21 protein-coding genes are annotated in these 22,910 nt (G+C 73.2%); 10 read left to right on the top strand and 11 right to left on the bottom strand.

Annotated elements, in window-relative coordinates:
- Window positions 1–144 precede the first annotated feature (144 nt).
- Entirely contained in the window at window positions 145–759 is a 615-nt protein-coding gene (locus ACFYXV_RS08305; RefSeq protein WP_385463139.1) for a sigma-70 family RNA polymerase sigma factor, read from the bottom strand.
- A 490-nt stretch (window positions 760–1,249) separates the two neighbouring features.
- Here ACFYXV_RS08305 and metG point away from each other — a divergent pair, with 490 nt between their 5' ends.
- Together metG and ACFYXV_RS08295 are read left to right on the top strand one after the other, a co-directional pair.
- Entirely contained in the window at window positions 1,250–2,965 is a 1,716-nt protein-coding gene (metG, locus tag ACFYXV_RS08300) for a methionine--tRNA ligase (protein ID WP_385463136.1), read from the top strand.
- A 168-nt stretch (window positions 2,966–3,133) separates the two neighbouring features.
- The gene (locus tag ACFYXV_RS08295; protein ID WP_389382355.1) at window positions 3,134–4,303 is read left to right on the top strand and encodes a glycosyltransferase 87 family protein; all 1,170 of its coding nucleotides are present in this window, start codon (window positions 3,134–3,136) and stop codon (window positions 4,301–4,303) included.
- Here the strand turns inward: ACFYXV_RS08295 and ACFYXV_RS08290 are convergent.
- From ACFYXV_RS08290 to ACFYXV_RS08280, 3 genes are all read right to left on the bottom strand, one after another.
- On the bottom strand, window positions 4,279–4,947 hold the full coding sequence (locus ACFYXV_RS08290) for a LuxR family transcriptional regulator (protein WP_385463134.1): 669 nt from the start codon (window positions 4,945–4,947) through the stop codon (window positions 4,279–4,281). The genes ACFYXV_RS08295 and ACFYXV_RS08290 overlap by 25 nt on opposite strands.
- Window positions 4,935–6,317 carry a sensor histidine kinase gene (locus ACFYXV_RS08285; RefSeq protein WP_389382354.1) on the bottom strand — a complete coding sequence of 461 codons (1,383 nt, stop codon included), beginning with the start codon at window positions 6,315–6,317 and terminating at the stop codon, window positions 4,935–4,937. The genes ACFYXV_RS08290 and ACFYXV_RS08285 overlap by 13 nt, the downstream gene beginning before the upstream one ends.
- Window positions 6,318–6,380: 63 nt before the next feature.
- On the bottom strand, window positions 6,381–7,919 hold the full coding sequence (locus ACFYXV_RS08280; protein WP_389382353.1) for a YfcC family protein: 1,539 nt from the start codon (window positions 7,917–7,919) through the stop codon (window positions 6,381–6,383).
- Between the two features lie 312 nt (window positions 7,920–8,231).
- Here ACFYXV_RS08280 and ACFYXV_RS08275 point away from each other — a divergent pair, with 312 nt between their 5' ends.
- Window positions 8,232–8,831 (top strand): hypothetical protein, encoded by a 600-nt coding sequence (locus ACFYXV_RS08275; RefSeq protein WP_389382352.1) that lies wholly within the window; start codon window positions 8,232–8,234, stop codon window positions 8,829–8,831.
- A gap of 84 nt (window positions 8,832–8,915) precedes the next feature.
- On the top strand, window positions 8,916–9,695 hold the full coding sequence (locus ACFYXV_RS08270) for a hypothetical protein (protein WP_385463122.1): 780 nt from the start codon (window positions 8,916–8,918) through the stop codon (window positions 9,693–9,695).
- Between the two features lie 37 nt (window positions 9,696–9,732).
- On the opposite strand, the gene ACFYXV_RS08265 is transcribed toward ACFYXV_RS08270, so the two are convergent.
- The 3 genes from ACFYXV_RS08265 to ACFYXV_RS08255 all read right to left on the bottom strand — a co-directional run bounded on the left by ACFYXV_RS08265 (window position 9,733) and on the right by ACFYXV_RS08255 (window position 12,207).
- Window positions 9,733–10,920, bottom strand: coding sequence for an MAB_1171c family putative transporter (locus ACFYXV_RS08265; RefSeq protein WP_383498771.1), 1,188 nt, complete (start codon window positions 10,918–10,920; stop codon window positions 9,733–9,735).
- Entirely contained in the window at window positions 10,917–11,474 is a 558-nt protein-coding gene (locus ACFYXV_RS08260) for a toxin-antitoxin system, toxin component (protein ID WP_383338374.1), read from the bottom strand. Before ACFYXV_RS08260 ends, ACFYXV_RS08265 begins: the two co-directional genes overlap by 4 nt.
- A gap of 67 nt (window positions 11,475–11,541) precedes the next feature.
- On the bottom strand, window positions 11,542–12,207 hold the full coding sequence (locus ACFYXV_RS08255) for a helix-turn-helix domain-containing protein (protein ID WP_383338376.1): 666 nt from the start codon (window positions 12,205–12,207) through the stop codon (window positions 11,542–11,544).
- Between the two features lie 335 nt (window positions 12,208–12,542).
- Between ACFYXV_RS08255 and ACFYXV_RS08250 the strand changes: the two genes are divergently transcribed.
- From ACFYXV_RS08250 to ACFYXV_RS08240, 3 genes are all read left to right on the top strand, one after another.
- On the top strand, window positions 12,543–13,415 hold the full coding sequence (locus ACFYXV_RS08250; RefSeq protein ID WP_385463118.1) for a helix-turn-helix domain-containing protein: 873 nt from the start codon (window positions 12,543–12,545) through the stop codon (window positions 13,413–13,415).
- Between the two features lie 123 nt (window positions 13,416–13,538).
- Window positions 13,539–14,894, top strand: coding sequence for a 6-phospho-beta-glucosidase (locus ACFYXV_RS08245; protein ID WP_385463115.1), 1,356 nt, complete (start codon window positions 13,539–13,541; stop codon window positions 14,892–14,894).
- 36 nt (window positions 14,895–14,930) lie between these two features.
- On the top strand, window positions 14,931–17,030 hold the full coding sequence (locus tag ACFYXV_RS08240) for an MDR family MFS transporter (RefSeq protein WP_389382351.1): 2,100 nt from the start codon (window positions 14,931–14,933) through the stop codon (window positions 17,028–17,030).
- Between the two features lie 13 nt (window positions 17,031–17,043).
- On the opposite strand, the gene ACFYXV_RS08235 is transcribed toward ACFYXV_RS08240, so the two are convergent.
- The 3 genes from ACFYXV_RS08235 to ACFYXV_RS08225 all read right to left on the bottom strand — a co-directional run bounded on the left by ACFYXV_RS08235 (window position 17,044) and on the right by ACFYXV_RS08225 (window position 18,134).
- The gene (locus tag ACFYXV_RS08235; RefSeq protein ID WP_383498779.1) at window positions 17,044–17,304 is read right to left on the bottom strand and encodes a hypothetical protein; all 261 of its coding nucleotides are present in this window, start codon (window positions 17,302–17,304) and stop codon (window positions 17,044–17,046) included.
- Entirely contained in the window at window positions 17,291–17,563 is a 273-nt protein-coding gene (locus ACFYXV_RS08230) for a DUF6400 family protein (RefSeq protein ID WP_389382350.1), read from the bottom strand. The genes ACFYXV_RS08235 and ACFYXV_RS08230 overlap by 14 nt, the downstream gene beginning before the upstream one ends.
- 85 nt (window positions 17,564–17,648) lie before the next feature.
- Window positions 17,649–18,134, bottom strand: coding sequence for an NUDIX hydrolase (locus ACFYXV_RS08225; RefSeq protein WP_389382349.1), 486 nt, complete (start codon window positions 18,132–18,134; stop codon window positions 17,649–17,651).
- A 65-nt stretch (window positions 18,135–18,199) separates the two neighbouring features.
- On the opposite strand from ACFYXV_RS08225, the gene ACFYXV_RS08220 reads away from it, so the two are divergent.
- Together ACFYXV_RS08220 and ACFYXV_RS08215 are read left to right on the top strand one after the other, a co-directional pair.
- Window positions 18,200–19,216, top strand: coding sequence for an NAD(P)/FAD-dependent oxidoreductase (locus ACFYXV_RS08220; protein ID WP_389382348.1), 1,017 nt, complete (start codon window positions 18,200–18,202; stop codon window positions 19,214–19,216).
- Window positions 19,217–19,320: 104 nt separating this feature from the next.
- Window positions 19,321–20,745 carry an NAD(P)/FAD-dependent oxidoreductase gene (locus tag ACFYXV_RS08215; RefSeq protein ID WP_389382347.1) on the top strand — a complete coding sequence of 475 codons (1,425 nt, stop codon included), beginning with the start codon at window positions 19,321–19,323 and terminating at the stop codon, window positions 20,743–20,745.
- Here ACFYXV_RS08215 and ACFYXV_RS08210 read toward each other — a convergent pair.
- Entirely contained in the window at window positions 20,703–21,776 is a 1,074-nt protein-coding gene (locus tag ACFYXV_RS08210; RefSeq protein WP_389382346.1) for an ATP-dependent DNA ligase, read from the bottom strand. The genes ACFYXV_RS08215 and ACFYXV_RS08210 overlap by 43 nt on opposite strands.
- A gap of 75 nt (window positions 21,777–21,851) precedes the next feature.
- Here ACFYXV_RS08210 and ligD point away from each other — a divergent pair, with 75 nt between their 5' ends.
- Complete coding sequence (ligD, locus tag ACFYXV_RS08205) at window positions 21,852–22,886, top strand: non-homologous end-joining DNA ligase (RefSeq protein WP_385463093.1); 1,035 nt, start codon at window positions 21,852–21,854, stop codon at window positions 22,884–22,886.
- The last annotated feature ends 24 nt before the right edge of the window (window positions 22,887–22,910 follow it).

Genomic DNA, 22,910 nt, shown 5'->3' with positions numbered 1-22,910 from the left:
CGCGGGCGGCGCGCAGCAGGCGGGCCTCGGCCGCGCCGAGGTCGTAGTGCGGATAGCGGTCGCGGACGCCGGCCCGGGTCAGGAACTCGGCCAGGGAACGGCGGCCGGCCTCGCCGCCGCGTTCCTGCTTGTCCTCGCGGCGCCTCATGACTCGGGTGATCCGGCCGGGTCGGCCGTCCCGGCCGAGCGGGCGCGGCCCGCCGGGCCGGCCGGTTCGGCGGAGGCGTCGAGCATGCGCGCGAGCCGCCGGTGGGCCTGGCCGAGCTGCGAGCGGACGGTGGCCTCGTCCACGCCCATCACGGACGCGGCTTCCCCGGGGGTGCACTGGAGCCCGTAACGCAGCAGCACGGCGTCGCGCTGGCGCTCGGCGAGCCGGGAGACGGCGGAGTAGAAGCGGATCGTGTCGGTCAGCACCTCGCACTGCTGATCGGCGCGGGCCTCCTTGAGGGCGGCCTCGAAGGCGCTGATGTCCATCGGCTCGGGTGCGGTGGGTCCGGGCGGCCGGGCACCGCGCCCGCCGCGCCGCGGCTCCCGGTCGACCAGGCGCTGCTTGAGGATGGTCCAGGCGTAGGCGTCGAGCCGGTCCATGTGGAGCATGCGTAACCACTCGTTCATGATCGAGTCGAAGGTGGCGTCCACCGCGTCCTCGGCCGCCGCGTCGGAACCCAGCTGCAGGTACGCGAAGCGCATGTACGAGGGCCGCCGGTTCGCGTGGAAGGCCCAGTACGACAGACGTGCCGTCGGGTCCCACTGGCTCATGGGCGTCGGCCGCCGCCGTCGGCTGGGCAGTGGCAGTCCCACCGCCCCGCCGGGCTCCTCTGGTCCGCCATCGCTCACCGCTCCACCTCACCTCGTCCCCTGTGCGCGGACAGCCTGGCAGCGCGGGCGCACCCGGGGAGCGCAGAAGAGAGACGTCGAGGGATTACGTTCGGTGATGATCGACCGATGACCGTTTCCGACCACGCGCGCGCCCGGTCATTGCGTACGCATATGCCGGAGCCAAGCGGGGCCGCCGTGCACCGGCGCACGCCCGGCGGACCGGTGTCCGCGGTGATCCGCTCCGGCTGTAACATGGGCCCATTGCGAGGGCCGTGACGCAGAGGTCACCACCCTCGCTTTTGCGTTACACCCACTGACGTCCACCCCACGAAAATGCGGCACGTGGCCTTTCGGCGGTTCGATACGATGAACCGCATCACAATCCGTCACGTCACGTTGTCACCGCATATACGAAATGGAGCATCCGAGGATGGCTCGACACCTGATCACCAGCGCGCTTCCCTACATCAACGGGATCAAGCACCTGGGCAACATGGTCGGGTCGATGCTTCCGGCGGATGTGTACTCCCGGTACCTCCGCCAGCGCGGCCACGACGTCCTGTACATCTGCGCCACCGACGAGCACGGCACCCCCGCCGAACTCGCCGCGAAGGAGGCCGGCCTCTCGGTCGCCGAGTTCTGCGCGCAGGCCCATGACGCCCAGAAGGCGGTCTACGACGGCTTCGAGCTGTCCTTCGACCACTTCGGCCGCAGCTCCTCGGCGCAGAACCGGGAGATCACCCAGCACTTCGCGCGGCAGCTCCAGGCGAACGGGTTCATCGAGGAGCGCGCGATCCGGCAGGTGTACTCGCCGGTCGACGGCCGCTTCCTGCCGGACCGCTACGTCGAGGGCACCTGCCCGCACTGCGGCTACGACAAGGCCCGCGGCGACCAGTGCGAGAACTGCACCCGCGTCCTGGACCCCACGGACCTGATCGAGCCCCGCTCGGCGATCTCCGGCTCCACGGAGCTTGAGGTCCGCGAGACCAAGCACCTCTTCCTCCTCCAGTCCAAGCTCCAGGTCGAGGTCGAGGCCTGGGTGGCCGAGCACGAGGAGGAGTGGCCGCAGCTGGCCTCCTCCATCGCCCGCAAGTGGCTGACCGAGGGGCTGCACGACCGCGCCATCACCCGCGACCTGGACTGGGGCGTGCCGGTACCGGCCGACACTTGGCCCGAACTGGCCGCCGACGGCAAGGTCTTCTACGTCTGGTTCGACGCGCCGATCGAGTACATCGCCTCCACCAAGGAGTGGGCGGACGCCGACGCGGACAACCGCGACTACAAGGCGTGGTGGTACGAGGCCGAGGACGTGCGCTACACGCAGTTCATGGCCAAGGACAACGTCCCGTTCCACACGGTGATGTTCCCGGCCACCGAGATCGGCACCCGCGAGCCGTGGAAGAAGGTCGACTACGTCAAGGCCTTCAACTGGCTGACGTACTACGGCGGCAAGTTCTCCACCTCGCAGAAGCGCGGCGTCTTCACCGACCACGCGCTGGAGATCCTCCCCGCCGACTTCTGGCGCTACTTCCTCATCGCCAACGCGCCCGAGTCCGACGACTCCTCCTTCACGTGGGAGCACTTCACCACCACGGTCAACAAGGACCTCGGCGGCACGCTCGGCAACTTCGTCAACCGCGTGCTGACCTTCTCCCGCAAGAAGTTCGGCGACGAGGTCCCGGCGGGCAGCCCGGCCGGCGAGGCCGAGGCCAAGCTGGGCGAGCAGATCGCCGAGCTGCTGGCCGAGTACGAGGGCCACATGGACTCCCTCCAGTACCGCAAGGCCGCGGCCGCGCTGCGCGCCCTGTGGTCGGCCGGCAACGCCTACCTCGACGAGAAGGCGCCCTGGCTGGAGGTCAAGACCGACCTGGACGGCGCGGCGCTCACCCTGCGCACCGCCATGAACCTGATCCACCTCTACTCGGTGGTCTCGGAGCCGTTCATCCCGGCCTCGGCGCGCACCATGCGCTCCTCCTTCGCGCTGGCCGACGACACGGCGACGTGGATCAGCCCGGAGCAGGCCAAGTCCCTGGACGCGGTCCCGGCCGGTACGCCGTTCACCGTGCCGCCGGTGCTCTTCGCGCGCATCGCCGAGGAGGACCTCCAGTCCTACCGCGAGCGCTTCGGCGGCACCGAGACCGCCTGATCCGAAAGAACACGGCCCAGGGGCGCGACCTTCCGAGGTCGCGCCCCTTCGCCGTACCCCGCCCCGCCCCCGCGGGCGGGAGAGGGCGGGCGGGGTAGGGAAAACCCGACCGCGAAGTGTCCGCCTGGGGGGACCGACCCGGCGCGGCCGGGCGGCTGGAATGGGCCCATGACCCCTTCCCCTCCCGTCTTGCGTACCCTCGGCTGGCTCGTGGCGGCCGCCTGGGCGCTGTCCTTCCCGCTCGTGTCCCCGCTGGGACCGCACCGGCTGTGGGGCTGCTGCGCGGCGGTGGGCTACCTCTGCGCCGCGGCCCTCGAAGCCCGCCGGCCGCGCGCCGCCCTCGCCGCCGCCCTCACGGGCGCGATCGCCGTCCCCCTGCTGTGGCTCGTCCTGAGCGGACAGGGCCAGTCCGAGGTGACCGTCATCGAACGCTCCGGCCGGCTGCTCCTGGAGACCGGTCGGATGTACGTGGACCGGCCGGCGGGGGTCGGGGAGTACACCCCGTACCTGCCCGGCATGGCGGTCTTCGGCATCCCGCACGCCGTGCTGGGCGGTCCGCTGGGCGACGCCCGGCTCTGGTGCGCGGCCGCTCTGTTCGGCTGCCTGTGGGCCGGACGCCGGCTGCTGGGCGCGGCGCACGCCCCGTGGCTGCCGCTGCTGGTGGCCTCGCCGGTGGTGGCCCTGCCGCTGACCGTGAGCGGGGTGGACCTCCCGCTGGCCGGGCTGCTCTGCCTGGCGCTGGCGGCCGCGGCGGCCGGGCGGCCGGTCCTGAGCGGAGCGGTGCTCGCCGCGGCCTGCGCGCTGAAGTGGACGGCGCTGCCCGCGGTGGCCGTGGCGGTCGCGCTGCTCGCCGTCCTCGGCGGCCGGCGGGCCGCGGTGCGCTGCGCCCTGGTGGCCTTGTCGGGCGCGGCGGGGTTGGTCCTGCCCGGTGCGGTGCTCCAGCCGGCGGAGCTGTGGCGGCAGGTGTTCGCGTTCCCGACCGGGCGGGCCGAGGTACCGACCCCGGCGAGCAGCCCGCTCCCCGGGCACCTGCTGGCCGAACTGGGCCCGTGGGGCTGGTACCTGACGGTGGCCCTGCTGGCGGTGGGGGGCCTCGTGGTGGCGGCCTCCCTGCTGGTGCGCCCGCCCCGCACGGTGGTCGCCGCCGCCGACCGCCTCGCGATCGGCCTCACCCTGGCCTTCGCCCTGGCCCCGGCGGGCCGTTTCGGCTACCTCGCGCTGCCGGTCCTCCTGGCGGTCTGGGCCCGGTCGGTGGCCCGGCCCGGTTCCTCCCTCGTCGTGGCCGGATCCGCGGCCCGCGACGCGCAGCGGGGTCAGCCCTCGGCACCCCGCAGATGAGCCAGTACGGCCAGGACGCGCCGGTTGCCCTCGGTGGGGTCGAGGTCCAGCTTCATGAAGATGTTGCTCGCGTGTTTGACGACGGCGGCCTCGGTGACGAACAACCGGGCGGCCAGGGCCTGGTTGTTGAGGCCCTCGGCCATCAGGGCCAGCACCTCGCGCTCGCGCGGGGTGAGCCGGGCGAGCGGCCGGTCCGCCGCCTGCCGGCCCAGCAGGACCCGGACCACCTCGGGGTCGATGACCGTCCGGCCGGCCGCCACCCGTTCCAGGGCGTCGAGGAACTCCGCGACCTCCCCGACCCGGTCCTTGAGGAGATAGCCCAGTCCGCCCGCGCCGCCCGCCGCCGCGCCGGCGGTGAGCAGCTGGGTCGCGTACGCCGTCGCGACGTACTGCGAGAGCACCAGTACCGGCAACGAGCCGTCCCGGGAGCGCAGTTCGAGGGCGGCGCGCAGCCCCTCGTCACGGAAGCCGGGCGGCATCCGGACGTCGGTGACGACCACATCGGGCCGCTCGGCCTCCACCGCCCGCACCAGCGCGTCGGCGTCGGCCACGGCGGCCACCACCCGGTGGCCGCCGCGGGTCAGGAGTTCCGTCAGCCCGGCACGCAGCAGGACCGAGTCCTCCGCGAGGATCAGCCGGAGCACGGCACCTCCACGCGCAGCTCCGTCGGACCGCCCACCGGACTGGACACCACCAGCCTGCCCTGCAACATCGCCACCCTGTCCGCGAGACCCGCCAGGCCCGCTCCCGCGCCGGGATCCGCCCCGCCGCGGCCGTCGTCGGTGACGGAGAGGGTCAGCCGGCCACCGTCGACCCTACCGGCGATGCCGATGCGGGAGGCACCGCTGTGCTTGGCCGCGTTGGCCAGGGCCTCGGTCACGGTGAAGTACGCCGTCAGCTCCACCGGTTCGGGCAGCCGGGGCACGTCGTCCAAATCGACCGTCACGGGCACGGGATGGCGCAGCGCGACCTCCGCGACGGCAGCCGCGAGCCCGTGATCGGTGAGCACCTGCGGATGGATCCCCCGTACGAGGTCCCGCAGTTGCTCCAGCGCCCGGCGCGCCTCCCCGCGGCCCCGGGTCACCAGCGCGGCGGCATCGGCGGCCTGCGGCACCCGGCGCAGCTCCAGCTCGGCGAGGCCGAGGGTCATGCCCAGGGCGACCAGCTGCTGCTGCGCGCCGTCGTGCAGGTCCCGCTCGATCCGGCGCCGTTCGGCCTCGAACGCCTCCACGAGGCGCACCCGGGAACGGGTCAGCTCCAGCACCCGGGGGTCCTCCTCGCGCGCCCCGAGCAGCATCCGCGCCGTCTTCACCTGCGCGCCCGCGAGCAGCCCGGCCCCGTACGCGGCCAGCACGAGCCCGGCCAGTCCGACGGCGGTGCCGCCCAGGGCCTCCAGCGGCCCGGAGACCGTCCTGCCGGGGATCAGCATCACGGTCTCGGGGGCGAGGGCCCACACGACGACCGGGCTCGCCACGAGGATCAGCGAGAAGGCGAGCAGGCTGACGATCCCGAAGCCCGCCGCTCCGAACGCCGGCCCGAGCAGGGCCGCGTACCCGAACTCCCGCCACGTGGCCCGCTCGCGCAGCCGGGTCCGCAGCCAGGCGGCGCCGCCGGCCCCGGCGAGCGAGGTGTGCGGATCCGGCACCGGGACCGGTTCCACCCACCGCAGCCGCCACCGTTCCAGGGCGCCGAGCGGCACCCCGCCCGCGACGGCGCCGAGCAGCAGGAGCAGTCCGATCCCGGCCACCGCCAGGAGCACCCCCAGCCCGACGAGCACCGCCAGCGCGAGCAGGACCCCGTACCCGAGGACCGTTCCGCTGCCCAGGTACGCCCAGCAGCGCCAAGGCCACCACGAGGCGAGGAAGCGGGCCGGTGTCTTCAGCGCGGCCCAGACGGCCACCGGTGGTGCGCCGCCCTGCGGTTCGGCAGCCCGCGACTCGGCGCCCCGCGATGGCTCGCGCGGCTCCCCGGGGGCGGTGGGTTCGGGTGTCGTGGGGGACGTGCGGGCGGACATGCGGTCAGCGTAGGCGAGGGGCGCCCGGGCCGGGGCGGGAGGTTCGCCAGGGCCCACGGGGCGTCAGAGCGTGGCGCCGAGGACCAGGAAGCCGCAGATCAGGACCAGCAGGACGGCGAGCAGCGGCCAGACGAAGCGCAGGTACGTGTCGTAGCCCACCTTGGCCAGGGCCACGCCCCCGATCGTCACGGCCGTGGTCGGGACCCAGAGGTTCATCCAGCCGCTCGCCGCCTGCCAGGCGGTGACCACCACGGCCCGCGAGACCCCCGCGAAGTCCGCGAGCGGGGCCAGGATGGGCATGGCCAGCGTGGCGTGGCCGGAGGTGGAGGGGATCAGGAAGGCGAGCGGGAGGTTCACCAGGAACACGATCACCGCGAACAGCCCGGACGACGTTCCCTTGACCACCCCCTCGATGGAGTGCAGGACCGTGTCCGTGATCTTCGAGTTGTTCATGATGACGGTGACGCCGCGCGCCAGCATGATGACCAGCGCCGGAGAGATGAAGTCTGCGGCGCCCTGGATGATCGTGGAGCTGAGCTTCGCCTCTCCCAACCGCGCCACCAGGCCCACCAGCACCGCCGCGCACATGAACAGGGCGGCCAGCTGCGGGAAGGACCAGTCCGGTTCCCAGGAGTACGGGACCGCGTCCGCCTCGCCCGTCAGCGCACTGGACCAGGGCACCACCGAGAAGATCATGAGGGCGAAGACGAGGACGAGCAGGACCAGCACCGTCTTGTGCAGGCGGGTCAGTTCCGGCTCCACCACGTCGGCCCCGGTCGCCCTCTGCTCGCGGTCACCGGGCAGGAAGCCGCACAGGGACTTCGCCGGGTCCCTCTGGACGCGCCGCGCGTACCGCACGACGTAGAGGATCGTGACGGGGGTCAGCACCAGCCACATCGCGAAGCGCAGCGCGATGCCGTCGCCCAGCGAGATGTCGGCGGCCGAGGAGGCCACGCCGGTGGCGAAGGGGTTCACCGTGGAGCACAGCACCCCGATGCCCGCGCCCAGGATCGCGGAGCCGGCGGCGACCAGCCGGTCGTAGCCGAGGGCCAGCATCATCGGCACCAGCAGCCCGTAGAAGCCGAGCGTCTCCTCCGCGAATCCCTCCACGGTGCCGAGGACGGAGAAGGCCAGCATCACGGCGGCGATCAGCAGTGCTCCGCGGTCGCGCAGCCGGTGGGCGAGGAGGGCGATGCCGCGGTCGAGCGCGCCGGTGGCGAAGACGACCGTGATGAACGCGCCCATGGCGAGGACGAAGAGGAACACGCCCGCGCTGCCGTAGAGGGTCCCGGTCAGGCTCGGGCCGACCTCGTGGGTCTTGGGGTCCTGGATCCCGTACAGGCCGTTGACGGGGGAGAGGAAGAGGTCGTCGAGGCGGTCGGTGAAGCTCTGTGTCCCCTCGACCCGGTGGTAGGTGCCGGAGACGGGCGCGCCGCCGTCGTCGCGGTCGTACTGGCCGGCCGGGATGAGGAAGGCCAGGGCCCAGATCGCCACGGTGACCAGGGCCAGGACCGTCAGTGCGCTCGGGAAGGCGAACTTCTTCGCCGGCGGCGGCTCCTCGTCCTTCCCGGGTGCCGGGGGCGCGACGGGCGGCGTCGTCACCGAGAACCTCCCTCCGGGCCGGGCCGATCCCCGGCCGGGTCCCCTTCCGGGCGCCGCCGGGCTGCGGGTCCACTGCTCCGATCATGGGGCGGGGGAGCGGCGCGTGCGGTGGCGGAATGGGCCGGGCGGGTGAGCGGTCTTCGGGACGGGGCCGGCGCCGCGCGGCACGTGCGGCCGGTGCGCCGGCGTGCGGTTTCGGCATCGATGGCTTGAAGTAGCCCATCTGCCGAAGATCTTGACGCGTCTGCGGCGTATCGAAGCGGCGTTGTGATCGTTTCTTCAGCCGAAACCCTCACAACGGGAGGACGCGCGGTGACGGCTTGGCAGTACCTCGCCGGAGCGGGCATGGTGGCCGCACTCTGCCCGCTGTACGGCCATGTGGCGGTCGCGGACGACGGCACGGGCCCCGAGCCCCTGCGCGGCCACGGGGCCCGGCTCGACGTCTGCGTCCGCGGCGGGCAGCCGCGGCCGCCCGCCGCGGTACCCCCGGCCGTGGTCCCCCCGGCCGCCGTGCCGCCCGCCGTGCGGCCTCCGGTACGGATCCTCGTGCCCGGCGCCGAGCGGCCGACCGTGCACCACCCGGGGACGGGGCCCGCGCCGGGTGCCGCGGCCCCCGGGGCGGCTCCCCCGCCGACGGCGAAGGCCGAGGCCGGGGAGGCGGAGCCCGCGCCGCCCGCGCCGGAGCCCGCGGTGGTCGCCGAGCCCGCGCCGGCCACCACTCCCGCCCCGCCCCGGGCCGCAGCCGCGGCCGCGCGCGTGAGCTCCTTCCACGTGCGCCCGTACCACTCGATCGCCCTGGAGCGGCGCACCGCGGGCGGGATGTCCACCGTGATGCTCATGGTCGTCGTCACCACCCCGGCCGTCCTCGCCGCCGCCGCGCTGCGGCCGCGTTCCAAGAGCGGCCGCAGCTGACCCTCACCGCTCCACCCGATTCACCCGCTCCACCCGATTCACCCGGTCCACCCGATCCACCGAACCGTCTACGGGAGAACCCTCGTGTCCGAATGGCTGGTCCTGGCCGTCGCCATGGCGCTCGTCTGCGCCCTCGTCCTCGCCTTCACCGCGCTCCGGCACCGCCGCGTCGCCGAGGACGAGGACACCAGCGAAACCCCCGACGTCATCGAGTACATGACGATGATGGTGGGCGTGGTCTACGCGATCGTGCTCGGTCTGGCCATCGCCGGCGTCTGGGAGGCGCGCGGCGCCGCCGAGGACAGCGTGCGCCGCGAGGCCCAGTCGCTGTACGAGGTCACCCAGCGCGCCGACGTCTACCCGGCCCCCGTCCGCGACCGCATCCGCGGCGAGGTGGACGCGTACGTCTCCCACACCGTCGCCGTGGACTGGCCCCTGCTCACCTCGGGCCGGGGCGCCTCGGCGCAGGGCGCCGACCTGCTCGGCAAGCTGCGCACCGACGTCACCCACCAGAGCCCGGCGAACGAGCTCCAGGCACAGGCCTACCAGCCCCTGCTGGACCACATCGCGGCCGCCGACGACGCCCGCCACTCGCGCATGCAGGCCGACGAGTCCACCCTGCCGAGCGTGGTGTGGTTCGGGCTGCTGGTCGGCGGGCTGGTCACGGTGGGGCTGATCTTCACCCTCCAGATCCGCCGTTCCGGGCGGGAGCTGCTGCTGGCGGGGCTGTTCAGCGCGCTGATCGTGTTCCTGCTGTTCATGGTGTGGAGCTTCGACGCGCCCTACGGCCGGGAGGGGATCGACTCCGCCGGTCCGTTCCAGGACCTGTTCCCGAAGGTGGCGCTGGCCGCTGCCGGGCGCTGACCCGCCGAGGTCCCCGACAGGGCGCGGGCGGGCCGGCTCAGGCCGGTCCGCTCCCCGACAGCGCCACCTGCCGTCGTACGGCCGCCACCACCGGCGAATGCCGCAGCGCGTGCGAGATCCGTACGAGGTCGCGCGGCCCCCCGAGGGTGTCGAGGACGCTCTCCTCGCTCGCCCCGATGACCGCGCCCTCGGGGTCCGCCGAGCGGGCCTGGACGGCGGCCGCGACCATGGCCGCGTCGGCGACCGCCCGCGCCGAGTCCTCCGGCGCTCCCGCGGCGCGGGCCCGCGCGTACGCGTCCTCGCGGCGGGCCGGGTCGAAGTACGGGCCCAGGTGCAGGAATCCGTCGTGGATGTCCGACTCGCGCTGGATCACCCGCAGTTCCGCCGGGGCCCACCAGGACATCTGCACGACGTGCGTACCGCCGGGGGCGCCGATCTGCACCTCGTGCCAGAGGGCGCCCAGGCGCCGGTACGTCGTCCAGGTCTGCCAGCTGTCGGACAGCCGCTGGCACAGCAGGGGCAGGACGAAGCCGATCGCGCTGATCAGCGCGCCGACGGAGGCGAGCGGCGGGGCGATGTAGGTGCTCAGGTCGTCGAGGTCGTGGCCGGCCCAGCGGGCGACGACCGCGGAGATCTTGGTGGCGTCGTAGCTGAGGTTGAAGACGTAGCCCGAGACGATGATCATCAGGCCGATCCGCAGCCAGCCGTGCACCTGGAGGGACCAGCGCCAGCACATGGCCACCATCACGACGGCCGCCACCAGGTGCGCCGTCAGGTAGAGGGCGATCATCTGCTGGATGTACGGGGTGTTGGCGTAGTACGTGTCGAAGTCCCGCAGCCGTTCGACCGGGGTGTCGCCGAGGGCGAAGAGGACCACCAGCACCACGACGACCGCGGCGTAGCCGATCATCCAGCGGCGCGAGATGCGCCGGGTCTCCTCGGGAGGGCCGCCGCGCCAATTCATGATCAGGACCAGGCACGCGGCGCTGAAGAGGGTGATCAGGCAGTAGACGAGCGGGGCGGAGACATTGGTGATGCCGGTCCACTCGTTGACCGCTTCGATGGTGGGCGGGGCGGCGAAGGTGAACACCGATCCGGCCAGGACCAGCAGGGCGCAGACCGACCGCAGGAGCGGGTCGCGCCAGTTGTGCCGTAGCGCCGGCAGCTTGAAGGCGAGGGAGACCGCCAGGGCGGCTGCCGGTATGTAGTAGTCCTGGCCGTTCAACGGTCGTTCCTGTGCCCCCGGTATCCGAGCGAGGCCTCGATGCGGCCCGCCAACTGATCACGCTGTGCGGGCGCCCGATGGCTCCCGGACCCGGCGAGCCAGGTCCGGCACCTGCTGCCCAGCAGTAAACCGAACGTCTCCGCCTCGGTCTCCTCCGAGACGTCGGCGCGCGTGCGCGCGGCGACGCTGCGGACGGTTTCGCCGAGGTCCGCCCCGTCGGTCAGCAGCCGGGCGGCGACGGCGGCGCCGTCGACGTGGTGGCTGCAGTGGCCGGCCTTCATGTGCCACAGCTCGTGGCCCAGGATGACCAGCTGGTGGTCGGGTGCCGTGCGTTCCTCGATGACCACCAGATCGCGGTCCGCCATGTCGAGCCACAGGCCGCTGGCCGTCCCCGGCGGGAACGAGGCCATCCGGAAGTCCACCCGGCGGCCGCGGTGCTTGCTCATGCCCTCGCAGAGGGCGGCGTAGAGGTCCACGGGTTCCACGGGCGCGGTCAGCCGGAGCCCGGCCACCAGTTCGCCGCACAACCGGCGCTGCTCTCTGCCTATGCTCACCGTTCTCCCCGTCGGCGCGGATCCGGATCAGGACTCAAGGATCAGACCCAGACTCTCGACCGGGTCATCATTCATTCGGTTTGACGCTTTCGAGAAGCATGTCCAGCCACTCGGTCACCTTGTCCCGGTGTTTGTCGCTGGGCAGTTGGGCCGCGCGCCAGGCGATGCCGCGGACACCGTGGTTCTGCAGGAGTCTTGCCAGCGGATCGCCGGTCGAAGCGGCCGGGGCGGGTACGGTTTCGCGCGCGCGGACCGCGTAGTCCTGGAGCAGCTGCTGCTCGGTCCGCTGGAGGGCGTCGGTGAGGGCTTCGGCGTCGTGCGCGGTGAGGAAGCCGGCGTGGACGCCGAAGAAGCGCTGGATCGCGTCGCAGTGCTCCATGGTGGGCCGGCGGTCGCCGTTGATGAGGGCGCCCGCCTGCTGGCGCGACATGCCGGCGCCGTCCGCGATCTCCTGCTGCGTGTAGCGGCGTCCGTTCGGTTTCAGCCGGGTGCGCCGGAGCAGGTCGAGGCGCTGGAGGAAGCGCGTCTGCAGGCAGGGTTCGACGGCGGGCCGGCCGTCGAGCAGGGACCTGATCACGTCGGCGGGGACGCCGGAGGCCTCGGACAGGCGGCGCAGGTCGAAGACCTTGTTCAGGTCGCGGCCCATCTTGCCCGCGAGTTCGGCGACGCGCGTGACGGTGGCTGCCAGGGGCGCGTTGGCCACCGCGACGGGAGCCGGGAAGCCGTCTGTCACCAGTGGTTCTCCTAGATCGCGGCGGGGTCGTTCGGGCACATGGTCGGCTTTTGGAATCTAGCCGAGGACCCGTCGCAGGGCCAGAACTTGCCACAGCTGTGGCGGGAATGAGCTGTCTGGAGGCTGGAATTGCCACGATAGTTGACACTCGAATGAAGTCGGTAGCAGGATCGCCAGAGGAAATTGAAGATCCAGACCGTGAAGAGGGGGAGCTCTCGGTGCCACATCTCGCAGCGGTGGGCCCGTCCGACGGACTCGCCCGAGTCGTTGAGGAGCGCCTTGCGGGCGAAGAGTCCGCACGCGGCGCAGTGCGGTCGGAGCGACGCAAGGAGATTTTGCGCCAGCGGCGCGAGGAACTGGGGCTGAGCCAGGAAGACCTCGCCGCCCGGCTGCGCATCAGCGTCCGCGCCTACGGCAACTGGGAACGCGGCCTGGTCAAGGAGTGGACCGACCGCAAACTGCTCGCCCTGGCCGAGGCCTTGGAGATGAGCGAGCGGCAGTGCTTCTGGCTCTTCCGCGTCATGGTCGACCGCGATCCGCCGCCGACCTGGCGGGCGGCCGAGGAGAGCCGGCTGCCCCAGGACCCCGCCCAGCGCGACTACCTGTGCGACTACGCGGCGCTCATGGAGGCCGTTCCCTACCCGAGCTTCCTCGTGGACCACCGCTGGGACGTGGCCCTCACCAACTCGGCGTTCGACAAGCTCTTCCAGTCGGTGCGCCCCCACCCCACCGCGCTGCCGGACGACAACTTCCTGCGCTTCGTGCTGTTCCACCCGGACGCCGCCGCCGTGCTGGAGGACCACGAACCGTCCTGGTGCGTACCGCTGCTGGCCCAGTTCGCCGCCGCGCTCGACGCGGCCCCGGAGGACGAGGGCCTCACCAGCATCCGCCAGGAGGTGGCCCGCGATCCGTTCATGGAGGCGGCCTACCGCTACGGGGTGCCGCACTGGCTGAGCACCCACGGGACGGACGCCGCCGAGCTCGACGGAGCCGTGCGGACCGTCCGCCACTGGGACCCGCGCTGGGGGCCCGTGCGCTGTCGGATGGTGGCCGAATCCAGCCGGATGCTCGACGGGATGGGCCTCACCCGGATCACCATGGTCCTGTCCACGCCGCAGGGCGCGGCGACGGGCCCGGTCCGGGGCGGCGAGGCCGCACCCCTCCACCAGGGACCCCGGCTGCGCGCCGTGCCGTCGCTGGAGGACTAGCCCGGCACGGATGAGCCCCCGCGGGGCCGCCCGGCGGGGGACACTGGAGCCTCCATCACGGGTCGATCCCGTGTCGCGGGACCGGATGTCACGGATCGTGGCACGGGCGAAGGGCGGTAGGGCGTGCGGCTGACCATCCTCGGCGGGGGCGGATTCCGGGTACCGCTCGTCTACGGCGCACTCCTCGGCGACCATGCCGAGGGCCGGGTGTCCCACGTGACCCTGTACGACGAGGACCCCGCCCGGCTCGGCGCCATGGCCCGGGTGCTCGCCGACCAGGCGGCCGCCTCCGGGGTGCCCGACGCCCCGGCCGTCACCGCCACCCGCGACATCGACGAGGCCCTGCGCGGGGCCGACTTCGTCTTCTCCGCCATCCGCGTCGGCGGGCTCGAAGGGCGCGCCGCCGACGAGCGGGTCGCGCTGGCCGAGGGCGTGCTGGGCCAGGAGACGGTCGGCGCGGGCGGGATCGCGTACGGCCTGCGGACGGTGCCGGTCGCCCGGGAGATCGCCCGCAGGGTGGCCCGTACCGCCCCCGATGCCTGGGTCATCAACTTCACCAACCCGGCCGGGCTGGTCACCGAGGCCATGGCCGAGGAGCTCGGCGACCGGGTGATCGGGATCTGCGATTCCCCGGTGGGGCTCGGCCGGCGCCTCGCCCGGCTGCTCGGCGCCCGCCCCGAGGAGGCCTGGATCGACTACGTCGGCCTCAACCACCTGGGCTGGGTCCGCGGGCTGCGCATCGGCGGCCGCGACGAACTGCCCCGGCTGCTGGCCGACACCGCGGCGCTGGAGTCCTTCGAGGAGGGCCGGCTGTTCGGGGCCGAGTGGCTTCGCTCGCTCGGCGCGATCCCGAACGAGTACCTGCACTACTACTACTTCAACCGCGACACCGTGCGGGCGTACACGGAGGCCAAGCAGACCCGCGGCGCGTTCCTGCGCGACCAGCAGCGGGGGTTCTACGCCGAGGCGGGCCGGGCGGGGCGGGCGCCCGGAGCGGCGCTGGCCGCCTGGGACCGTACGAGGGCCGAGCGGGAGGCCACGTACATGGCCGAGAACCGCGAGGCGGCGGGCACGGGCGAGCGCGACGCGAGCGATCTGGAGTCCGGCGGATACGAGCAGGTGGCGCTCGCGCTGATGCGGGCCATCGCGCGCGACGAGCGGGCCACGCTGATCCTCAACGTCCGAAATCGCGGCGTGCTGTCCGTGCTGGACGCCCAGGCGGTCATCGAAGTGCCCTGCCTGGTCGACGCGAACGGCGCGCACCCGGTGGCCGTGGACCCGCTGCCGCTGCACGCGGTGGGCCTGGTGACCTCCGTCAAGGCGGTCGAGCGGGAGGTCCTCGCGGCCGCCGCGAGCGGCTCCCGGGCGGACGCCGTCAAGGCCTTCGCACTCCACCCGCTGGTGGACTCGGTCGCGGTGGCCCGGCGGCTGCTGGACGGGTACGCGGCCGAGCATCCCGGCCTCGCCCACCTGCGCTGATCCCGGCGGAGCGTCATCCGTTCGGCCCCGTGCCGGATGCGAGGGGGCGGGGGTGCTGTGAGAGTCCGTACTGTGACCACTGCCTCCGTCGTCCCCGCCGCGGCGCCGCCCCTGCCGGACCGGCGGACGCGCAACGTCATCTTCGGGACGATCATGCTGGGCGTGCTGCTCGCCGCGCTCGACCAGACGATCGTGGGCACGGCGCTGCCCACGATCGTGGCCGATCTCGGCGGCGGCGACCACATGTCCTGGGTGGTCACCTCCTACCTGCTCGCGGAAACCGTCGCGACCGTGCTGGTGGGCAAGTTCGGCGACATGTTCGGCCGGAAACTCATCTTCCAGATCTCGGCGATCGTCTTCATCACCGGCTCCTTCCTGTGCGGGCTGGCGGGCAACATGTCCCTGCTCATCCTGTGGCGCGGCGTCCAGGGCGTCGGTGCGGGCGGGCTGATGGTCACCGCCATGGCCCTGATCGCCGACGTGGTGCCGCTGCGCGAACGGGGCAAGTACCAGGGCGCCATCGGCGCCGTCTTCGGCGTCGCGACCGTCATCGGCCCGCTGCTGGGCGGCCTGTTCACCGACCACCTGTCCTGGCGCTGGTGCTTCTACGTCAACGTGCCCATCGCGATCCTGGTGGTCGTCGCGGCGGCGCGCACGATCCCCGCGGTGCGGGCCGAGGGCCGGCCCGTGATCGACTACCTGGGCATCGTGCTGGTCGCGATCGGTTCGAGCGCGCTCATCCTCGGCACCAGCTGGGGCGGCAACGAGTACGCCTGGAACTCGGCGGTGATCATCGGCCTGTTCGCGGGCGGCGTGGTGGCGCTCGTCCTCTTCTGCCTCGTCGAGCTCCGGGCCGTCGAACCGATGCTGCCGATGCGGCTGTTCCGCAACCCGGTCTTCACCGTCTGCTCCGTGCTGAGCTTCGTCGTCGGCTTCGCCATGCTCGGCGCGATGACCTTCCTGCCGACCTATCTCCAGTACGTCGACGGGGATTCGGCCACGGTGTCGGGCGTGCGGACCCTGCCGCTGGTCATCGGCCTGCTCATCGCCTCGGTCTTCAGCGGCAACGTCACCAGCAAGACGGGCCGCTACCGGATCTTCCCGATCGTCGGCAGCGCGGTCATGGGGCTCGGCCTGTACCTGCTGTCGCTGATGGGCCCCGGGAGCAACGCCTGGCTGGAGTCGCTGTACATGTTCGTGCTCGGTGTCGGGATCGGCCTGTGCATGCAGGTCCTGACGATCGCCGTGCAGAACACCGTGGACTACGCCGACCTCGGCACCGCCACCTCGGGCGTCACGTTCTTCCGTACGCTCGGCAGCTCGTTCGGCACCGCGGTGTTCGGAACCATCTACGCCAACACCCTGGGCCCCGGGCAGGAGAAGGCCGTGGCGGAGGCCGCGCGGGCGACCGGCGCCGATCCGGCGCAGCTGGCGAAGGCGGCCGGGAGCCCCCAAGGGGTCGACGGGCTCGAACCGGCGGCGGCCGCCCCGATCGTCGAGGCGTACGCGCACGCTCTGCAGACCGTGTTCCTGTGGACCGTGCCGGTGGCGGCGTTCGGCTTCGTCGTCGCGCTCTTCCTCAAGCAGGTCCCTCTGCGGGACTCCGCCCGCGCGGCCTCGACGGACATGGGCGACGGCTTCGCCTCACCGGCCACGGCCTCCGGGGACTCCGCCAAACTGCTGGAGCTGGCCGTCGGCAAGCTCGTACGGAACATGGGGCCGGAGACGGCGCGGGCGATCGTGAACGACTCCGACACCCGGCTGGACATCGCGGGCGCGTGGGCGGTGATGCAGGTGGAGATCATGACCCGTACGGTCGGCCACGCGAGCCTCGGGCTCATCGCCTCGCGCCGCGCCCTGCCGCCCGAGGTCCTGGTGCCGGTCTACGACCGGATGGAGCAGGAGGGGTACGTGACCCGCGAGGGCGCCTTCTTCACGCTCACGGCGGCGGGGCAGCGGGAGGCCGCGACCCTGTCCAAGGCGTGGGGAACCTGGCTCGGCGACCAGCTGGAGAAGGACCGCGGCCGGCCGCGGAGCGAGGAACTCCGGGCGGCGGCCGACGCGATCGCCAAACGGCTGCTGGCGGAGGACCTGGGCGAGGGATACTTCGCGCGGAAGACCCCGGCGGGGGTGTGACCCGCGAGGCCGCTCAGTGCCCGGCCGGGCGGCCGCTGGTGATGCGGCTCCACAGCGAGCGCGTGGCGCCGAAACCGCTCTCGTGCACCCAGACGTGGGTGCAGGACGGGCACTGCAGGTGCAGCAGGCTGCCGGTGTTGGTGAGCAGGTAGCGCCAGTGGGCGGAGCAGGTGCGCCGCTCCTCGCACGGCGCGCAGCCGCGGGCGTCGTCGCAGCCCGGGCAGGCCACCCAGGCGCGCCGCCCGGGGTCCGCCTGCGGGTCAAGCGGCAGCATGGCCGTCCCCGCGCGGGGCGAGTACGCCGGCCTCGACGAGGCTGTCGTGGATGCGCTGCTGCTCGGCGTCGAGGCCGGAGTACAGCAGGTCGTACGCCGCCTCCTCACCGCGCAGAACCTCGATCGGGTCCCAGTCGGGGCCGAGGGCGGCCATGACCTGGGCCCGCCGAAGGACCTCCTGAGCGGTGAGGTCGACGGTGAAGTCGACGAGCTCGGGGGTGCCCGGACCGGTGGGGGGTGTGAGGTGGTGGGGGGCCATGCATACGAACTTAGGTATGCCTTCCTTGCTGTGGCAAGAGGGGGTGGGAGATGTCACAGGGGGCGGGCGGCGTCCGCTCGCTCCGTCAGGGCGTCGGGTAGTCGTGCGAGGGGACGGGCGGCAGGGTCGGCCCGAGCTCGGGGCGCCAGGCGCGCAGGACCGTCACCGAGGGCGCGTAGAGGGCTTGCGGGATCGAGTCCGGGGCGAACCACCGCCAGCGCAGGATCTTGTGCGGCTCGGTCACCTTCGGGGTGCCTTCGGCGGCGCCGGTCACGGCCCCCGCGGTCAGGCGGGTCGTCTCCGCCTCGGGGGAGAGCTGGACGGTCAGGATCCGGATGTCCTCGGGGGCCGCCCGCAGATCCGTTTCCTCGGCCAGTTCGCGGGCGGCGGCCTGCTCGAAGCTCTCCCCGGGGTCGACCTTTCCGCCGGGCAGCTCCCAGCGGCCGTCGTGGGCCTCCCCGAGGAGCACCCGCCCGTCGGCGTCGGTGACGACGAGGCCGACGCCGACGACGGCGTTGGGCCGGGGGACGGCCCGTGCCGGGCGTTCGGGCCGGTCATGGGGTGTGGTCATCGTTCCATTTGCCGGTTCGGCAACAGCGTTTGTCAAGCGGGTGGGCCGGCCGCACCCTCGGCGGTATGGACAACGCGAAGGACAACACGCCGTCGGACCCTTCCGACGTGGTGGTCGTGGGCGGCGGGACCGCCGGACTCGCCGGGGCGCTGACCCTGGCCCGGGCCCGCCGGTCCGTGCTGGTGCTCGACTCCGGCAGCCCCCGCAACGCCCCCGCCGCCCACCTGCACGGCTACCTGGGCCGGGACGGGGCGAGCCCGGCGGAGCTGCTCGCCGCGGGACGGGCCGAGGTCGGCGGGTACGGGGGCCGGATCCGCTCCGGGGCGGCCGGCACCGCGCTCGCCGCCGACCGGCTGCCCGGCGGCGGCTTCGCCGTCCGCTGCGCCGACGGGTCCGCCGTGCGGGCCGGCCGGCTGCTGATCGCCACCGGGCTGGTCGACGAGCTGCCGGAGTTGCCGGGGCTGCGGGAGCGCTGGGGCCGGGACGTGCTGCACTGCCCGTACTGCCACGGCTGGGAGGTGCGCGACGAGCCGGTCGCGGTGCTGGCCACCGGTCCGTTGGCCGTGCACCAGGCGCAGATGTGGCGGAACTGGACCGACCGCGTGACCCTGCTGGCCCACACCCGGTTCCTCGCCGGCGAGGAGCGGGAGCTGCTGTCCGCGCTCGGCATCGCGGTGGCGGAGGGCGAGGTGACCGGACTGGAGACCACCGGCGGCCGGCTGGCAGGGGTGACCCTGGCCGGTGGCGCCACCGTGGCGTGCACGGCCCTCGTGGTGGCCCCGCGGTTCACCGCCCGCGCCGGGGTGGCGGCGAGCCTGGGGCTGCCCGTGGCCACGGTGGAGCGGGCCGGAGCGGAGATCGGCACCTGCCTGGAGGCGGACCCGCTGACCGGTGCCACCGCGCTGCGCGGTGTCTGGGCGGCCGGGAACGTGGCCGATCCCATGGAGCAGCTGGCCGGGGCGGCCGCGGCCGGGGTGCGGGCGGCGGTGGCGATCAACGGCGACCTGATCGAGGAGGAGGGCCGGCGGGCCCTCGAAGCCCACCGCGCCGCCGGCCGGGGCAGGGGCGGGGTCGGGGCCTAGTCCGTCGGACGGGTGTGCGGGTTTCGGCCGGGGCGGGTTCGTGCAGGCTCTGAACAGTCTGATCTTCGTACCGTTCATCGGCTCAGAGGCTCGGGGGGCTCGCAATGGCACATGTGCTGGTCATCGGCGGAGGTGTCGGAGGGCTGGCGACCGCGCTGCTCGCGGCGCGGTACGGACACACCGCCGAACTGTTCGAACGCGACGCCCGCGCACCCGGCGCCGCGCTCGACCGGGACTTCTTCGGCTGGCACCGGCCGGGCGTCCCGCAGGCCGCGCAGCCGCACGCCCTGCTGGGCGCGGCCCGTACCGTCCTGAGGCGGGAACTGCCCGACGTCCACGCGGAGATGCTGCGGCTCGGGGCCCGCGAGCGGCACGAGCTGGACTGGTTCGACGTACGCCCGCCCGCGCGGCCCGGCGACGAGGACCTGGTGATGCTCCAGGCCCGGCGCATCGTCCTGGAGAGCGCCCTGGCCACGGCGCTGCGCGCCGAGCCGGGGGCGGTCATGCGCCACGGCGAGCCGGTGACCGGGCTGCTGGCCGAGCCGAGGGGCTCCGCCGTACGGGTGCGGGGCGTGATCACGCCCGCCGGCGCGTACGCCGGGGACCTGGTCGTGGACGCGGGCGGGCGGCGCGGGGGCGTCGAGCGACTGCTGCCCGCGGCGGGCTGCCGGCCGGCGGTGGTGGAACGGCACCGGACGGGGCTGGCGTACTTCTGCCGCTGGTACCGGCTGCCCGAGGGGATGGAGGAAGGGCCCCGCCGGCCGTGGGCGGTGACCGGCAACACCTTCGCCGGGTGCGCCGTCTTCCCGGCCGACAACCGGGTGTTCGCGGTGACCCTGTTCGTCCACACCCGGGACACCACCCGCTCCGCCCTGCGCGACCCCGCCGTGTTCGAGGCCGCCGCGCGGGCCTTTCCGCCGGGTGCGGCCTGGCTGGACCTGGGCGCCGCACCGCTGTCGGGGGTGCTGGCCGCGGGCGGCCTGGACAACCGCTGGAGCGCGCTGGTGGACGAGCGGGGGCCGGTGGCCACCGGCCTGGTGCCGATCGGGGACGCGCTCACGCACACCAATCCGACGCTGGGGCAGGGCACCTCGCTGGCGCTGTGGGCCGCGTGCCGGGTGGCCCGTACGGCGCACGATGACCCGGGATCGGTGCGGTTCGCCGCCGCGTACCACGCATGGGCCGTGCGGACCCTGAAGCCGTGGTTCGACTTCCAGGTGGTGGCCGACGCGGCCATCGGGGAGCGGTTCGCGACGCGGGCGGGGCGAGGGGAGTCGGCGCGCGCGGTGGCCGCGCTGTTCGAGTGCGCACTGGAGGACCCCGAGGTGATGCGGGCCCGGGCGCGGGTGCGGCACCTGGTCGAACCGCCGGAGCGGGCGTACGCGGACCCGCGGGTGCGGGCGCGGGTGGAGCGCTGGCTGGCGGCCCGGCCCGGGTACGCGCCGCAAGCGGTGGGACCGGACCGGGAGGAGTGGGAGAGGCTGGTCTACGACCCGGCGGTCGGGCCGAGCACCTCGGCGAGGTCGTAGCCGACGACCTCCTCCAGCTGGGCGTACGTACAGCTGTCCGGTTCGCGGTCGGGCCGCCAGCGGCGGAACTGGGCGGTGTGCCGGAAGCGGTCGCCCTCCATGTGGTCGTACGCCACCTCGCACACGCGCTCGGGGCGCAGCGGCACCCAGGAGAGGTCCTTCTTGCCGGTCCAGCGGCTCTGGGCGCCCGGCAGCCGGGCGCCCTCGTGCGCGGACTCCTCGGCCCAGGCGGCCCACGGGTGCCCGGTGGTGTCGTCCATCCGCAGGGGTGCGAGCTCCTCCACCAGCTCGGCCCGGCGCTTCATCGGGAAGGCGGCGCAGACCCCCACGTGCTGGAGGGCGCCGCGGGCGTCGTGCAGGCCCAGGAGCAGCGATCCGACAATCGGACCGCTCTTGTGGAAACGGAAACCCGCGATGACGACGTCGGCCGTACGCTCGTGCTTGATCTTGAACATGAGGCGGGCATCGGGCCGGTAGGGCAGATCGAGCGGTTTGGCGATCACCCCGTCGAGCCCGGCGCCTTCGAACCGCTCGAACCACTCCCGCGCGAGCGCGGGGTCGGTGGTCGCGGGCGCGAGATGAACGGGGGGCCGGGCAGTGGACAGGGCGTCGGTGAGGGCGGTGCGGCGGTCGGCCAGCGGGGTGTCGAGGAAGGCCTCGTCGCCGAGCGCGAGCAGATCGAAGGCGACGAAGCTCGCGGGGGTCTTCCGCGCCAGCATGTCGACGCGGGACTGCGCGGGATGGATCCGCTCGGTCAGCCGGTCGAAGTCGAGCCGCCCGCCGTGAACGATGACGATCTCGCCGTCCACCACGCAGCGGGCCGGCAGGTTGTCCTTCAGCGCGGTCACCAGCTCGGGAAAGTACCGGGTCAGCGTCTTCCCGGTACGGCTGCCGATCTCCACCTCATCGCCGTCGCGGTGCACGATGGCCCGGAAGCCGTCCCATTTGGCCTCGTACTGCATGCCCGGAGGGATCTTGGACACCGACTTGGCGAGCATCGGCTTCACGGGCGGCATCACGGGCAGATCCATGTCTTAGATTCTGCGGTGGTACGTCCCGGGCCGCCCGGTATGCGCACCGGGCGGGGGCCGCCTACCGTGGCGCACATGGGTGCATCCGGGAATGCCATCGAGCTGGACGCGGGCGGGCGGACCGTGCGGCTGTCCAGCCCGGACAAGGTCTACTTCCCCGAGCGGGGCCTGACCAAGCTGGACGTGGCGCGGTACTACCTGTCCGTGGCCGACGGGATCACGCGCGCCCTGCGCAACCGGCCCACCACCCTGGAGCGCTACCCCGATGGGGTGGAGGGCGAGTCCTTCTTCCAGAAGCGCGCCCCGAAGAACCTGCCCGACTGGATCCCGACCGCCCACATCGAGTTCCCCAGCGGGCGCACGGCCGACGAGATCTGCCCGACCGAACCGGCCGCCGTGCTGTGGGCCGCCAACCTGGGCTGCCTGACCTTCCACCCCTGGCCGGTGCGGCGCGAGGACACCGACCGGCCCGACGAACTGCGCATCGACCTGGACCCGCAACCGGGCACCGACTACCACCACGCGGTGATCTGCGCCCACGAGCTGCGCGACGTACTGGAGGACCTCGGCCTGCGCGGCTGGCCCAAGACCTCCGGCGGGCGGGGTCTGCACGTGTTCGTGCCGATCGAGCCGCGCTGGACGTTCACCGAGGTCCGGCGCTGCGCGATCGCGATCGGCCGCGAACTGGAACAGCGGATGCCCGGCAAGGTGACCACGGCGTGGTGGAAGGAGGAGCGCGGCGAGCGGATCTTCGTCGACTACAACCAGACCGCCCGCGACCGCACGATCGCCTCCGCGTACTCCGTCCGCCCGCGCCCGCACGCCCCGGTCTCCGCCCCGCTGCGCTGGGACGAGATCGACTCCGCCGAGCCCCGCGACTTCGACATCACCACGATGCCGGCGCGGTACGCGGAGCTCGGAGACCTGCACGCGGACATGGACGAGCACGCCTTCACCCTGGACGCCGCCCTGGAACTGGCAGAGCGCCACGAACACGACCACGGCCTGGGCGACATGCCGTACCCGCCGGACTACCCGAAGATGCCCGGCGAGCCGAAGCGCGTCCAGCCGAGCCGGGCGAAGCACGAGGACGGCACGGGCCAGGGCTGAGCGCACTGTCAGCGGCGGGTGCCA

It is taken from the genome of Streptomyces sp. NPDC002181, assembly GCF_042890485.1.
Lineage (GTDB): Bacteria > Actinomycetota > Actinomycetes > Streptomycetales > Streptomycetaceae > Streptomyces.
Note: the sequence above shows the minus strand (reverse complement) of the source record. Positions and strands in the feature narration are given on the sequence as shown.

What these genes read in the sequence shown, in the direction of transcription:
- ACFYXV_RS08305 (WP_385463139.1), bottom strand. Translation starts at nt 759, where the DNA reads ATGAGCCAGTGGGACCCGACGGCACGTCTGTCGTACTGGGCCTTCCAC.
- metG (WP_385463136.1), top strand. Translation starts at nt 1,250, where the DNA reads ATGGCTCGACACCTGATCACCAGCGCGCTTCCCTACATCAACGGGATC.
- ACFYXV_RS08295 (WP_389382355.1), top strand. Translation starts at nt 3,134, where the DNA reads ATGACCCCTTCCCCTCCCGTCTTGCGTACCCTCGGCTGGCTCGTGGCG.
- ACFYXV_RS08285 (WP_389382354.1), bottom strand. Translation starts at nt 6,317, where the DNA reads ATGTCCGCCCGCACGTCCCCCACGACACCCGAACCCACCGCCCCCGGG.
- ACFYXV_RS08240 (WP_389382351.1), top strand. Translation starts at nt 14,931, where the DNA reads ATGCGAGGGGGCGGGGGTGCTGTGAGAGTCCGTACTGTGACCACTGCC.
- ACFYXV_RS08235 (WP_383498779.1), bottom strand. Translation starts at nt 17,304, where the DNA reads ATGCTGCCGCTTGACCCGCAGGCGGACCCCGGGCGGCGCGCCTGGGTG.
- ACFYXV_RS08230 (WP_389382350.1), bottom strand. Translation starts at nt 17,563, where the DNA reads ATGGCCCCCCACCACCTCACACCCCCCACCGGTCCGGGCACCCCCGAG.
- ACFYXV_RS08225 (WP_389382349.1), bottom strand. Translation starts at nt 18,134, where the DNA reads ATGACCACACCCCATGACCGGCCCGAACGCCCGGCACGGGCCGTCCCC.
- ACFYXV_RS08220 (WP_389382348.1), top strand. Translation starts at nt 18,200, where the DNA reads ATGGACAACGCGAAGGACAACACGCCGTCGGACCCTTCCGACGTGGTG.
- ACFYXV_RS08215 (WP_389382347.1), top strand. Translation starts at nt 19,321, where the DNA reads ATGGCACATGTGCTGGTCATCGGCGGAGGTGTCGGAGGGCTGGCGACC.
- ACFYXV_RS08210 (WP_389382346.1), bottom strand. Translation starts at nt 21,776, where the DNA reads ATGGATCTGCCCGTGATGCCGCCCGTGAAGCCGATGCTCGCCAAGTCG.
- ligD (WP_385463093.1), top strand. Translation starts at nt 21,852, where the DNA reads ATGGGTGCATCCGGGAATGCCATCGAGCTGGACGCGGGCGGGCGGACC.